The organism is Dechloromonas agitata is5, assembly GCF_000519045.1.
Classification (GTDB): domain Bacteria; phylum Pseudomonadota; class Gammaproteobacteria; order Burkholderiales; family Rhodocyclaceae; genus Azonexus; species Azonexus agitatus.
The window spans coordinates 618,636-633,296 of record NZ_KI912532.1 but is presented as its reverse complement, the minus strand read 5'-3'; the positions used below and the strand labels follow the sequence as shown (position 1 = coordinate 633,296).

Here is a 14,661-nt window from a genome sequence, read left to right as displayed (position 1 = left end):
TTTCATCGTTGACCCTGATGCAGGAGGGTCATGTTCTTTGAAGGAATGCGTGTGATGGAACCGGCAGTACCTGAACGGCAGGGTTTGTACGACCCCGCCAACGAGCACGACGCTTGCGGCGTTGGCTTTGTCGCCCACGTCAAGGGCCAGAAGAGCCACAATATCGTCGAGCAGGGTTTGTTGATCCTGAAAAATCTGGATCACCGTGGTGCCGTCGGCGCCGACCCGTTGCAGGGCGATGGTGCCGGTCTCCTGATCCAGATCCCGGATCAGTTCTATCGTGAAGAAATGGCCAAGCAGGGCGTCGAATTGCCGCCGAGCGGCGAGTACGGCGTCGGCATGGTTTTCCTGCCGCAGGAAGCCGCTTCCCGCCATGCCTGCATCGAGGAAATCGAGCGCTCGGTCAAGGCCGAAGGACAGGTCATCCTGGGTTGGCGCGATGTACCAGTCAATCGCGACATGCCGATGTCGCCGACGGTCAAGGCCAAGGAACCCGTCATCAAGCAGGTTTTCGTCGGTCGTGGCCCGGATGTTTTCGTGACGGATGCGCTGGAACGGAAGTTGTACGTCATCCGTCGCCGCGCCGCCAATGCCATCAAGTCGCTGAAGCTCAAGCACGGCCAGGAATTCTACGTGCCGTCCTTCTCGGCCCGCACGGTTAACTACAAGGGCCTACTGCTGGCTGACCAGGTTGGTGTCTACTACCTCGACCTGCAGGACAAGCGCACCGTTTCTGCCCTGGCCCTGGTGCACCAGCGCTTCTCGACCAACACCTTCCCGACCTGGGATCTCGCCCACCCCTTCCGCTATATTGCCCACAACGGCGAAATCAACACCGTGCGCGGCAACGTTAACTGGTTCAAGGCGCGTGAGCAGGCGATTTCATCGCCCATCCTCGGCGAGGACCTGAAGAAGATCTGGCCGCTGCATTATCCCGGCCAGTCCGACTCGGCCTCGTTCGACAATGCGCTGGAACTGCTCGTCATGGGCGGTGGCTACTCGCTGGCCCAGGCCGTCATGCTGATGATCCCGGAAGCCTGGGAAAAGCATGCGCTGATGGACGAGAACCGTCGTGCCTTCTACGAATACCATGCCGCGATGATGGAGCCGTGGGACGGCCCGGCCGCCGTGGCCTTTACCGACGGCCGCCAGATCGGCGCCACGCTGGACCGTAACGGTCTGCGTCCGGCCCGCTACCTGGTAACCGACGATGACCTCGTGGTCATGGCTTCCGAATCCGGCGTGCTGCCGATTCCGGAAAAGAAGATCGTCAAGAAGTGGCGTCTCCAGCCGGGCAAGATGTTCCTGATCGACATGGAACAAGGTCGCATCATCGACGACAAGGAACTGAAGGATTCGCTGGCCAACGCCAAGCCGTATCGTGAGTGGATCGAAAAGATCCGTATCAAGCTCGATGAAGTACCGTCCGCTGAAGAGCAGTGCGTCGCCGCCCAGGCTTCGTTGCTCGATCGCCAGCAGGCCTTCGGCTACACCCAGGAAGACGTCAAGGTCATTCTCGAGCCGATGGTTCAGAGCGGCGAAGAAGCGACCGGCTCGATGGGTACCGACTCGGCGCTGCCGGTGCTGTCGGCCAAGAACAAGACGCTGTATGCCTATTTCAAGCAGCTGTTCGCCCAGGTGACTAACCCGCCGATCGACCCGATCCGCGAGGAACTGGTCATGTCGTTGGTGTCCTTCATCGGCCCCAAGCCGAACTTGCTCAACACCAACGATATCAATCCGCCGATCCGTCTCGAAGTGTCGCAGCCGGTTCTGACCTGCGCCGAGATTGAGAAGCTGCGCAATATCGAGAAATATACTTCGGGCAAGTTCCGCTCCTTCGAACTGGATATCTGCTATCCGGTCGCCTGGGGCAAGGATGGCATCGAAGCCCGCCTCGCTTCGCTGGCTGCCGATGCCGAAGACGCTGTGCGTTCGGGTGCCAACATCCTGATCGTCTCCGACCGCAAGGTCGATGCCGAGCACGTTGCCATCCCGGCCCTGCTGGCTACCTCGACCATTCACCAGCATCTGGTCAAGAAGGGCCTGCGCACCAGCACCGGTTTGGTCGTTGAGACCGGTTCCGCCCGTGAAGTGCATCACTTCGCCCTGCTCGGCGGCTATGGTGCCGAAGCCGTGCATCCGTACCTGGCCCTGGAAACGATCGAATCGCTGGCCAAGGGTGATGCCGAAAAGGCCGAGAAGTACGTCAAGAACTTCATCAAAGCCATCGGCAAGGGGCTCTGCAAGGTGATGTCCAAGATGGGCATTTCGACCTACATGTCCTACACCGGCGCCCAGATCTTCGAAGCGATCGGCCTGCAGAAGGAATTCGTCGAGAAGTACTTCACTGGCACGCCGTCCAACATCGAGGGTATCGGTGTCTTCGAAGTCGCCGAAGAAGCCATCCGCCTGCACAACGAGGCCTTCTCGGCTGATCCGGTGCTCGCCAACATGCTCGACGCCGGCGGTGAATACGCCTTCCGTATCCGTGGCGAAGAGCACGTGTGGACGCCGGATTCGATCGCCAAACTGCAGCACTCGACTCGCTCCGGCAAGTACGAGACGTACAAGGAATACGCCAAACTGATCAACGATCAGACCAAGCGTCACCTGACCCTGCGTGGCCTGTTCGAGTTCAAGCCGCAAGGCGCGCCGATCCCGCTCGACGAAGTCGAACCGGCGAAGGAAATCGTCAAGCGTTTCGCTACCGGCGCGATGTCGCTCGGCTCGATCTCGACCGAAGCACACACCACGCTGGCTATCGCCATGAACCGTATCGGTGGCAAGTCGAATACCGGTGAAGGGGGTGAGGATGCCAAGCGTTTCATGCCGCTGAAGGCTGGTCAGACCCTGTCGGAAGTGGTCGGCAAGACGCGTATCGAGCGCGACTACACCTTCAAGGAAGGCGATTCGCTGCGTTCCGCCATCAAGCAGGTCGCTTCCGGCCGCTTTGGCGTGACCACTGAATACCTGGTCAATGCCGACCAGATCCAGATCAAGATGGCCCAAGGCGCCAAGCCGGGCGAAGGCGGCCAGCTGCCGGGCACCAAGGTTTCCGAGTACATCGGCAAGCTGCGTCACTCGGTGCCGGGCGTTACCCTGATCTCGCCGCCGCCGCACCACGACATCTACTCGATCGAGGATCTGGCCCAGCTAATCCATGACCTGAAGAACGCCAATTCCCAGGCTTCGATCTCGGTCAAGCTGGTGTCGGAAGTCGGCGTCGGTACGGTGGCTGCCGGTGTCGCCAAGGCCAAGGCCGATCACGTCGTGATTGCCGGCTTCGACGGTGGTACGGGCGCTTCGCCGGTATCCTCGATCAAGCATGCCGGTACGCCGTGGGAACTCGGTCTGTCCGAAACCCAGCAGACCTTGGTGCTGAACCGTCTGCGTTCGCGTATCCGTGTCCAGGTCGATGGCCAGATGAAGACCGGCCGCGACGTCGTCATCGGCGCCCTGCTCGGGGCCGACGAATTCGGCTTCGCCACCGCGCCGCTGGTTGTCGAAGGCTGCATCATGATGCGCAAGTGCCACCTGAACACCTGTCCGGTCGGCGTTGCCACCCAGGATCCGGTGCTCCGTCAGCGCTTCTCCGGCCAGCCTGAGCATGTCGTGAACTACTTCTTCTTCGTCGCTGAAGAAGCGCGCGAGATCATGGCCCAGCTCGGTATCCGCAAGTTCGACGATCTGGTTGGCCGGGCCGACCTGCTCGACATGCGTGCCGGTATCGACCACTGGAAGGCCAAGGGCCTGGATTTCTCCAAGGTCTTCTACCAGCCTGCCGTGCCGGCCGACGTGCCGCGTCGCCACACCGAAGGCCAGGATCATGGCCTGGAAAAGGCGCTCGATCACAAGCTGATCGAACAGGCCAAGCCGGCCCTCGAAAAGGGCCAGAAGGTCCAGATCGAGACGCGCATCATCAACGTCAACCGCACCTGTGGCACCATGCTGTCGGGCGAGGTTGCCCGTCGCTATGGCAATGCCGGCCTGCCGGACGACACCATCCACGTCAAGCTGACCGGCACCGCCGGCCAGGCTTTCGGCGCCTTCCTGGCGCGCGGCGTGACGCTGGAACTGACCGGCGAAGGCAACGATTACGTCGGTAAGGGTCTGTCGGGTGGTCGCATCATCATCAAGCCGAGCCCGGATTTCCGTGGCGATACCCAGCAGAACATCATTTGCGGCAACACCGTCATGTACGGTGCGACGGAAGGTGAATCGTTCTTCGCCGGCGTCGGTGGCGAGCGCTTCTGCGTGCGCAACTCCGGTGGCACGGCGGTCGTCGAAGGTGTCGGCGATCACGGTTGCGAATACATGACCGGTGGCACGGTCGTGGTTCTCGGCATGACCGGCCGCAACTTCGCCGCCGGTATGTCGGGCGGCATCGCCTACGTGCTGGACGAGGACGGTTCGTTCAAGAACCGCTGCAACCTAGCGCAGGTCGCGCTCGAAAAGGTGTTGCCGGCCAATCGTCAATCCACCGACGAGCCGATGCACTGCGGCATGGCTGACGAGACCCAGCTCAAGGAACTGATCACCCGTCACGCCGAATACACTGGCAGCCAGACCGCCAAGGCCATCCTGGCCAACTGGGATGCCTACCGCGAGAAGTTCGTCAAAGTCTATCCGCACGAGTACAAGCGGGCGCTCACCGAGCTGGCCGCTGCTGCACAGAAGGAGGCCGCATAATGGGCAAGCCGACTGGATTCCTCGAGTTCGAACGCCTGGAAGAAGGCTACGAACCGGTCGAGAAACGCCTGACGCACTACAAGGAGTTCGTCCAGACCTTGTCTGACGACCAGGCCAAGACGCAGGGTGCGCGCTGCATGGATTGCGGCATCCCGTTCTGCAACAACGGCTGCCCGGTGAACAACATCATTCCGGACTGGAACGATCTGGTTTACAAGGGCAACTGGAAGCAGGCCCTGGAAGTGCTGCACTCCACGAACAACTTCCCGGACTTTACCGGCCGTATCTGCCCGGCACCGTGTGAGGCTGCCTGTACGCTCGGCATCAATGCCGCGCCGGTGGGCATCAAGTCGATCGAGCATTTCATCATCGACAAGGGCTGGGAAATGGGCTGGGTCGTGCCGCAACCGGCCGCCGTCAAGACTGGCAAGAAGGTCGCCATCGTCGGTTCCGGCCCGGCCGGCCTGGCGGCTGCGCAGCAGCTGGCGCGCGTCGGCCACGACGTGACCGTGTTCGAAAAGTCCAGCCGCATCGGCGGCCTGCTCGGCTTCGGCATCCCCGACTTCAAGCTGAACAAGTCGGTGATCGACCGTCGCGTGGCGCAGATGGAAGCCGAGGGCGTTACCTTCAAGACCAAGGTCATCGTCGGTGACAAGGCCATCCCGGCCGGCATCAACAGCGATGCGACCGAGACGGTTTCCGCCGAACAGCTGAAGAAGGATTTCGACGCGGTGATCCTCGCCGCCGGTTCGGAAGTGCCGCGCGATTTGCCGGTGCCGGGCCGTGAGTTGAAGGGTGTTTACGCAGCGCTGGAATTCCTGATTCCGCAGAACAAGGAAGTTCAGCAGGGCATCAAGAACCCGATCAACGTCAAGGGCAAGCACGTCGTCGTGATCGGTGGCGGCGATACCGGTTCCGACTGCGTCGGCACCAGCTACCGTCACGGCGCGGCCTCGGTCACCCAGTTCGAACTGATGCCGGCCCCGCCGGAGCAGGAGAACAAGCCGCTGACCTGGCCGTACTGGCCGCTCAAGATGCGTACCTCCTCTTCCCACAAGGAAGGCGAGACCGTTCGCGAATTCGCCGTGGCGACCAAGTGCTTCATCGACGACGGCAAGGGCAACGTCAAGGCGTTGAAGGCCGTGCGGGTCGAATGGAAGGATGGGAAGATGGCGGAAGTCGCCGGTTCCGAGTTCGAACTGCCGTGCGATGCCGCCTTCCTGGCCATGGGCTTTACCAACCCGGTGGGCAGCCTGCTCGATGCCTTCGGTGTCGAAAAGGATGCCCGCAACAACGCCAAGGCGACGACCGACGGTGAGGGCTGCTACAAGACCAATGTCGACGGCGTCTACGCCGCCGGCGACGTGCGTCGCGGTCAATCGCTGGTCGTCTGGGCGATTCGCGAGGGCCGTCAGGCCGCGCGCGAAGTCGATGCCTTCCTGATGGGCTCGACGACCCTGCCGCGCTGATCGTCGTCTTGACCCGAAAAACCCGCTCGCTGCAAAGCCGGCGGGTTTTTTGTTGCCATGATCCGGCTCTGGCTGGGGGCTCCTGTTCAGCGCAAGCAGTGCCTTCGACAGTCTCGGGCAATCGTGTGAGAATGACGGATCATCACAGGGGGAAACAATGTCAGCTGAATTGCAACCTGCGCTGCAGGTGACCACGCCGCACGGCGCGCTCGACGGACACATGCTGCTGATCCTCGGCATCATGATTGTGACCGGCGTACTGGGCGGCATCGCCAATCTGTATCTGGCCGACCGCCAGGGTGAGCCCGGCCGGCGGGACTGGGTGAAATATCCCGTATTCGGCGTCGTCGCGGCGCTGACCGTGCCGATGTTCCTCAACATGATTTCCAGTACGCTGCTCGAAGGGGCGCGCACCAAGCCGATCGACTACTATGTCTTCGCTGGCTTCTGCCTGCTCTATGTCGTCGCTTCCCGCCGCCTGTTCGAGAACATCGTGCAGCGCCTGATGGGGCAGATCGACCAAGTGCGGCGCGATGTCGGCCAGATTCGCCAGCAACAGCGCGAGGAGCCGCTCCTTGCGCCACCGCGGAGCGAGGTCGAGCCGGCCAGGCCGGCTGAGCCGGATCCGCGCGAAGCCTTGTCCTACAACGATGTGGAGATATTGCGTGCGCTCGCCGACGGTAATTTCGTCTATGGCAACCTGGCATCGATTTGCGAAACGACCAGTCTGGCCCGCGAATTGGTCAGCCAGCGCCTGACCGTCATGAAAGCGATGGGGGTCATCGAGACCCGCATCAACGAAAAGAACGTCCTCCACTGGTTCGTTTCGGCGCGCGGCAAGGGCCTGCTCGCCGACATCCTGAGCGGCCAGGAGCAGAAGAAGATCGCCTGAACTGCCGGCAGCCACCGGCCTTAACCCGAAAAACCATCATGAATATCGTCATCCTCGCTGCCGGCCAAGGCAAGCGCATGCACTCCAATCTCCCCAAGGTTCTTCACCCGATCGCCGGCAAGCCACTGGCGCAACATGTGATCGACACGGCCCGCCGTCTTGATCCGGAAAAACTGATCGTCGTCTATGGCCATGGCGGCGAGATCGTCCGCTCCATGTTGCAGGCCGACGACATTGCCTGGGCCGAGCAGGCGCAGCAACTGGGCACCGGCCATGCGGTGGCGCAGGCCGTATCGCAACTGGGAACCGCCGGGCAGACCCTGGTGCTCTATGGCGACGTGCCGCTGACTACCGTGAATACCTTGAAGCGCCTGCTGCAGGCCGGCAAGGACGGCCTGTCGGTGCTCACCGTGAATCTCGACAACCCGACCGGCTATGGCCGCATCGTGCGCGATGCGGCGGGCAACATGGTCAGCATCGTCGAGGAGAAGGACGCAACGACCGAGCAGAAGGCAATCCGTGAGGTGAACACCGGCATCATGGCCATCCCGACGGCCCGCCTGGGTGAGTGGCTGGGCAAGCTGAAGAACGACAACGCCCAGGGCGAGTACTATCTGACCGATATCGTCGCGCTGGCGGTCGCCGAGGGCCTGCCGGTGCGTACCGCGCAGCCGGAAGGGGAATGGGAGGTGCTGGGCGTCAACAGCAAGGTGCAACTGGCCGAACTGGAGCGTCAGCACCAGCGCAACCTGGCTGACCAGTTGCTGGTCGCCGGTGTCCGCCTGGCCGACCCGGCCCGGATCGATGTGCGCGGTGAGCTGAGCCATGGTCGCGATGTCTCGATCGATGTCGGCTGCGTCTTCGAAGGCAAGGTCGAACTGGGCGATGCGGTCGAGGTCGGCCCCTACTGCGTGCTGAAGAACGTCAAGGTCGGTGCCGGTACGCGCATTGCCGCCTTCTGCCATTTCGAGGATGCGGTGATCGGCCCGGACGGCGTGCTCGGCCCTTATGCCCGCCTGCGGCCGGGCACCGAACTCGGCCCCGAAGTGCATATCGGCAACTTCGTCGAGGTCAAGAAGAGCAGGATCGCGGCGCAATCGAAGGCCAACCACCTGGCCTACATTGGCGACGCCGAGATCGGTCAGCGCGTCAATGTCGGCGCCGGTACCATCACCTGCAACTACGACGGTGCCAACAAGCACCTGACGGTGATCGAGGACGATGTCTTCATCGGTTCCGACACCCAGTTGGTGGCACCGGTGCGTGTCGGGCGTGGTGCCACGCTGGGCGCCGGTACGACGCTGACCAAGGATGCACCGCCGGAAACGCTCACCGTATCGCGTGCCAAGCAGCTGAGTCTGGCCGGCTGGCAACGACCGCAGAAGGTCAAGAAATAATGGATTGGGGATTCATCGCGTTCGCCGTGGCGTCGACGCTGTCGTTGGCAGCGGGTGGCGTGCTGCTCATTGCCGGCTACCTTGGCACCGTGCCGGCGGCCTTCAACGACGGCTTGAAGACCGGATTACCGGTGTTGTTGTTGCCGGTGATCGGACCGGTCTGGTTTGCGCTGAATCGCGGCCCGGCGTTTCGCCGCGCCGCCCTCCAGCTGATCGTCGGTTTGCTGTTGGTCGCCATCGCCGGCGGCCTGATCCTGGGGCTGGGGCCCCACTTTGCGGAAAAACTGGTTGCCGAAGCCATCGAGGCCGCCAGGAACCGCTGATTCATCGCTGATTTTCATTTGTTCAGGGAGAACAAGATGTCGAAATACACAACCGAGGCGCTTCGTTCCGTTGCCCTGGTCGGCCACGGCGCCGCCGGCAAGACCAGCCTGGCCGAGGCACTGTTGTTTGCGACCGGCGCCATCACCGCCAAGGGCAGCGTTGAAAAAGGCAACACCGTGGGCGATTCCGATGTCCAGGAAAAGGAAGCCGGCCACTCCCTGACGTCGGCCGTGATGAACTTCGGCTATGAAGAGACGCACGTTCACCTGATCGACACACCGGGGTATCCCGATTTCGCCGGCCAGGCCATCGCGGCGCTGGCCGGGGTCGATACGGCGCTGATCGTGATCAACGCCCAGACCGGCATCGAACTGATGACCGAGCGCATGATGCGCTACGCTTCTGAGCGCAAGCTGTGCCGGATGATCGTCATCAACAAGATCGATGCCGACAACCTCGATTTGCCGGGGCTGGTTGCCGATATTCGCGAGCGCTTCGGCAAGCAGTGCATGCTGCTCGACCTGCCGGCCCACGGCGCGGCCGATGTCGTCGAAGTGCTCGAACACGACAGCGGCGATGCCGATTTCGCCTCGGTGGCCGCCGCGCACCGCGCGCTGATCGACCAGATCGTCGAGGAAGACGAAGACCTGCTCGCCCAGTACCTGGAGGATGGTGCCGACCCGAGCACCGCCGACCTGCATGCGCCCTTCGAGAAAGCGCTGCGCGAGGGGCATCTGATCCCCATCCTGTTTACTTCGGCCAGGACCGGTGCCGGCATCAAGGAACTGCTGCACGTGCTGGCCTCCCTGGCGCCGAATCCGGCCGAAGGCAACCCGCCGCCCTTCTACAAGGGGGAACCGGGGGGCGCGACGGAAGCCTTCCAGGCCGTGCCGGATGCCGACAAGCATGTGTTGGCCCATGTCTTCAAGGTCGTCGCCGACCCCTACATGGGCAAGATCGGCGTCTTCCGGGTGCATCAGGGTACGGTGAAGAAGGACATGCAGCTTTTCGTCGGCGACGGCAAGCGGCCGATCAAGGTGGCCCATCTCTACCAATTGCTGGGCAAGGACACGGTGGAGGTCGAGGAACTGCTGCCGGGCGACATCGGTGCCATCGCCAAGGTCGATGAAATCGAGTTCGACAGCGTGTTGCACGATTCGCACGATGAAGACCACATCCACCTCGTGCCGCTCGAATTTCCCAAGCCGATGGCTGGCCTGGCCGTCGAAACGAAGAAGAAGGGGGACGAGCAGCGTCTGTTCGACATCCTCGGCAAGCTGGCCATGGAAGACCCGACCTTCGTCGTCGAGCGCCATCCGACCAGCAATGAGACGGTCATCCGCGGCCTCGGTGAAATTCACCTCAAGGCCAAGCTGGCCAAGATGGCCGGCCAGTACAAGCTGGAAGTCGATACCCAGCCGCCGCGCATTCCCTACCGCGAAACCATCACCGGCCAGGCCGAGGCGATGTATCGTCACAAGAAGCAGTCGGGTGGTGCCGGGCAGTTCGGTGAGGTGCATCTGCGCATCGAACCGAAGGGGCGGGGCGAGGGTTTCGAGTTCGTCGATGCGGTGAAGGGTGGCGTGATCCCGGGGGTCTTCATGGCCGCCGTCGAGAAGGGCGTCCGGCAGGGCCTGGAAGGCGGCGTGGTCGCCGGTTACGAGGTCGAGGACGTCAAGGTCACCGTCCATGACGGCAAGACGCACGCCGTCGATGGCAAGGAGGTCGCCTTCACCATCGCCGCCCGTAAGGCGGTCATCGAGGCGGTGCGCAACGCCAAGCCCATCGTGCTGGAACCCATCGTCAATATCGAGATCGTCGTGCCGGAAAGCGCCATCGGCGACCTGACCGGCGACCTGGCCGGCCGGCGCGGCCACATCACCGGTACCGACGGGCGTGGCCATGGCATGGCGGCGATCACCGGGGAAGTGCCGCTGGCGGAACTCAATGACTACCAGTCGCGCCTGAAGTCACTGACTGGCGGCCAAGGCAGCTACACCATCGAGTTTGCCCGCTATTCCGCCGTACCGCCCAACGTGCAGCAACAAATGGCGAGCAAGTTCCAGCTGCACGACGAGGACGAGTAACAGAGCCTGCCGCAGAGGCGCGGCGGGCGTGGGGGAAGGCAGCGGAAAGGCCGACAGGGCTTTTCTCTGCGGACCTCGGCGTCCGTTCCGCCTCAGCGGTCAATCGATTTGCGGTTTCAGCGCGCCGGAAAAGCGACGGCGATGCCGGCCAGTACCTTTTCCAGCTCGTTTTCCAGGGCGGCCAGGCGTTCGGGCTGATCGGGGTGTGCCGCCTTGATCGCTTCTTCCAGGTGTTGGGCAACGAGTGACAGGTCGCGGGCGCCGATCGTGCCGCCCGTGCCCTTCAGGCTGTGCGCCATGCGGGCTGCCGCATCGCGTTCTCCGGCGGCGAGGGCCTGGCGGATGCGTTCCGGTTCGCCGATGAAGCGGGCGTGGAAGTCGCGCAAAACCTTTTCGTAGAGCGGCGCCTTGTTCAGCATGCGGCGCAGCCCATCCACCACGTTGATGCCGGCGATCGCCGGGAAGGCGGCCGGCACGGACGGCAGTCTGTCGGAGGTGTCGGCGGTCGTACCGGCGGCGGGCGGAATGGGCGGGGCGGCCAGCTTGCCACCACGTCGCTCGGCATGGTGCTGGATCGTCGCCAGCAGCTGATCGGGCTCGATCGGCTTGGTCAGGAAGCCGGTCATGCCGGCCTGACTCGCCCGTTGCCGCTCATCCTCGAGCGCGTGGGCGGTGAGCGCGATGATCGGGATGTCCGGGCGGACCGGGCCGCTGCGGATGCGGCGTGTCGCTTCCAGACCATCCATTTCCGGCATCTGGATGTCCATCAGGATCAGGTCGATGGCCGTCGCATTGGCGGCTAGGGCGTCGATGGCGAGGCGGCCGTTGTCGGCGAGCAGGACGGTGGCGCCCAGCGATTCGAGCAGGTCGCGGATGATCAGCTGGTTGGTTGGGACATCCTCGGCGACCAGCAGGTTGAGACCGGCGAGCGGCGCGGCCGCAACGGCATCGGGCGGGGCCTGGGTACAGCCGGCCTGGCCGTGCAGATGGCAGAGGAGTTCGCCGATGCGGGTCGAGGTGACCGGCTTTTCGATAATTTCGTCGAATACATCGAGTGAACCACGGGCGGCTGCGGCATGTGGGTTATCCGACGTGACCATGACCAGGCGGGTGCTGTCGCCGAGCTTGGAACGCAACATGCCGGCCAGGGCGAGGCCGTCGATGCCCGGCATGTTGAGATCGATCATGACGCAGTCGAAGGGATGGGCCTCGGTACGCAGGCGGGCCAGGGCGGCACTGCCCGAGTCGTCGGTTTCGACCGCGCAGCCATGTTTCTGCAACAGACGGCTGAGCACGGTGCGGGCGAGGCTCTGGTCGTCGACGACCAGCACCCGGTAGTTGATCGCCCGGCTGGTTTGCACGGCGCTCTGTCCGATGTCGAGCAGGATGCTGAACTGGAAGGTCGAGCCGACCTGCGGTGTGCTTTCGACCGTGATGCTGCCGCCCATCAGTTCGACCAGACGCTTGGTGATGACCAGGCCGAGGCCGGTGCCACCAAAGCGCCGGGTCACCGAGTTGTCGGCCTGGGTGAAGGGCTGGAACAGACCGGCCTGCTGCTCGGGACTCATGCCGATGCCACTGTCCTGAACACGGAAGCTCAGTTCGGCCTTGCCGTCCGTCCGGTGGTAGCAATCGACGTAGAGCGTGATGCCACCCTCTGCCGTGAATTTGATGGCGTTGCCGACCAGATTGATCAGTACCTGTGAGAGGCGCAGCGCATCGCCCCGGAAGCTCGGCGGCACGTCGGGTGCGACGACAAACTCGAGGGCCAGCTTCTTCTCCTGGGCACGGCCGCGCATCAGACTCGACAGGTTGTCGAGTACGTCATCCAGCTCGAAATCGGCGACTTCCAGCTGCATGCCGCTGGCGTCGATTTTCGAGAAATCGAGCACGTCGTTGACCAGGGCAAGCAGCAGCTTGCCGGCGCCCTGGATACGCCGCACGTATTCCATTTCACGGGGTGGCAGGGGACTTTGCCGGAGCAGATGGGAAAGGCCGATGACGCCGTTGAGCGGCGTGCGGATCTCGTGGCTCATCTTGGCCAGGAAGTCGGTACGGGACTGGGCCATCGCCTCCGCTTCGAGGCGGGCTGCCTCGCGCATGCGGGCCAGCGTGCGATCGCGATCGTGGTCGAAGGCCAGGCGGTTGCGCAGGATCTCCAGGCCGTGGATGAGCTGGGCGACCTCGTCGCTGCCCCGGACGTCGAGTGGCGAGTCGAAGCGGCCGGCCGAGATCGCCTCGAAGGTCGGCAGCACCTGCCTGTTCAGCGGGGCGAGCACGAGGCGGCGCAAGAGATGGCGGGTGATGGCGAGGATGATGCCGGTCAGCAGCAAGCCGCCGAGGATGACGGCCCAGATGACGCTCTGGGTCAGGGCGGTGAATTCCTCGACGGTGGTGCCGCCGGCGATGATCCAGCGCGGCGTGTCCAGGGTTTCGAAGACGACATGCTTGCGACGCGGTGCCGTTTCGCCGGCTTCCTCATTCTGCCAGGCATATTCAATCTCACCTTGCCGCACGCGGAGCATCTCGGCCATCAGGTATTCCTTGCCGTCGATGCGGAATTCACGGAGGTTGCGGCCTTCCTTGAAGGGATGCAGCAGCAACTGGCCAAAGTGTTCGCCTGGCGTGGCGTCGATGATGTAGTAATAGCCGCTGTTGCCAACCTGCAGGGTGCGCACCTGCGCCTTGAGCGGGGCGAGCTGCTCGTCGATGTCGATGCCGATACCGATGGCGCCGATCACCTCGCCGCTTGGGCTGACGAGGGGGGTATACCGCGTGAGGTACTGACGACCGAAGACCGCAATCTGCCCGACGTAGGGCTGACCGGCCAGCAACGCAGCGTGGGCCGGGTGGCTGGTGCTGAGGAGGGTGCCGGTGGCCGGATTCCCCTGTTCGTCGTGTACCGTGCTCAAGCGGCGTTCAAAGCCGTCGGGCGTCAGCCGGAAGAGAGTGCCAAAACCGTGGAACCCCTTCAGGTAGCGTGTGATTTCAGCGGTTCGCTCCGGATCGTCGAACAGGGTGTCGAGATTCCGGCGGGGGCTTTGCCGGGTGCTGCCCAAACTCCGGCCGATCAGCTCAAGCATGATTTTCGAATGTTCCCCGACCTCGACATGGGCGCTCTCGATACGTGACGACACGGCGGCGCGGAGCAGGGCGACCTCGTGAGTCAGCTGCCGCCGTGCGTTATCGTCGAGCATGTGGGTCAGATGACTGCCGATCAGATAGCTGGCGATGAGCAGCACGACGATGGCGGACAGCAGGGAAGCCACCAGGAACTTGCTGCCGAGCGAGGCATTGACCAGTCGGCCGAGCAGCAAATCGAGCGGTCGGTAGCGGATGACCTTGCCGTGCTCGAACTTCAGATCGTTGCGTGTCGGGTCGCGCAGTGCGGCGTAATCGGCTTCGGCGGCGGCCACCTGCTCGCAGCTCGCCTTGCGACGCAGCGACATGTAGCCGACCAGCTGATCACCGTTCCGGAGGGGCGAAACATGCGCTTCGACCCAATAGAAATCGCCATTCTTGCGACGGTTCTTGAGCAGGCCCACCCATGGACGGCCGGCCGTGATGTCGCGCCAGAAATCGGCGAAGACGGTTCGCGGCATGTCGGGGTGGCGCAGAATGCTGTGCGGCTGGCCGATCACCTCGTCTTCGCTGTAGCCGCTGACTTCGACGAAGTCCGGGTTGACGAAGACGATGCGACCGTCGCAGTCGGTCCGCGAGATGATCAGATGGTCATCCCGCAGCATGAATTCATGGCCGGTGACCGGCCGGTTGCCGTGCATGGCTGTGGCTATTCCCGC

General features: G+C 63.2%; 7 protein-coding genes. 6 read left to right on the top strand and 1 reads right to left on the bottom strand.

The window, feature by feature from the left end:
- The first annotated feature begins 30 nt into the window (after positions 1–30).
- The 6 genes from gltB to fusA all read left to right on the top strand — a co-directional run bounded on the left by gltB (position 31) and on the right by fusA (position 10,861).
- The gene (gene gltB, locus K420_RS0103110; RefSeq protein WP_269746421.1) at positions 31–4,692 is read left to right on the top strand and encodes a glutamate synthase large subunit; all 4,662 of its coding nucleotides are present in this window, start codon (positions 31–33) and stop codon (positions 4,690–4,692) included.
- The gene (locus K420_RS0103105) at positions 4,692–6,161 is read left to right on the top strand and encodes a glutamate synthase subunit beta (RefSeq protein WP_027456766.1); all 1,470 of its coding nucleotides are present in this window, start codon (positions 4,692–4,694) and stop codon (positions 6,159–6,161) included. Before gltB ends, K420_RS0103105 begins: the two co-directional genes overlap by 1 nt.
- A gap of 157 nt (positions 6,162–6,318) precedes the next feature.
- The gene (locus tag K420_RS0103100) at positions 6,319–7,053 is read left to right on the top strand and encodes a YEATS-associated helix-containing protein (protein ID WP_027456765.1); all 735 of its coding nucleotides are present in this window, start codon (positions 6,319–6,321) and stop codon (positions 7,051–7,053) included.
- A 38-nt stretch (positions 7,054–7,091) separates the two neighbouring features.
- Positions 7,092–8,450: a bifunctional UDP-N-acetylglucosamine diphosphorylase/glucosamine-1-phosphate N-acetyltransferase GlmU gene (gene glmU, locus K420_RS0103095; RefSeq protein ID WP_027456764.1), complete on the top strand. Its 1,359-nt coding sequence runs from the start codon at positions 7,092–7,094 to the stop codon at positions 8,448–8,450.
- Entirely contained in the window at positions 8,450–8,773 is a 324-nt protein-coding gene (locus K420_RS0103090; protein ID WP_027456763.1) for a hypothetical protein, read from the top strand. Before glmU ends, K420_RS0103090 begins: the two co-directional genes overlap by 1 nt.
- Before the next feature lie 36 nt (positions 8,774–8,809).
- Positions 8,810–10,861 (top strand): elongation factor G, encoded by a 2,052-nt coding sequence (fusA, locus tag K420_RS0103085; protein WP_027456762.1) that lies wholly within the window; start codon positions 8,810–8,812, stop codon positions 10,859–10,861.
- A 116-nt stretch (positions 10,862–10,977) separates the two neighbouring features.
- On the opposite strand, the gene K420_RS19545 is transcribed toward fusA, so the two are convergent.
- Positions 10,978–14,643: a response regulator gene (locus K420_RS19545; protein WP_051452930.1), complete on the bottom strand. Its 3,666-nt coding sequence runs from the start codon at positions 14,641–14,643 to the stop codon at positions 10,978–10,980.
- Between the last annotated feature and the right edge of the window lie 18 nt (positions 14,644–14,661).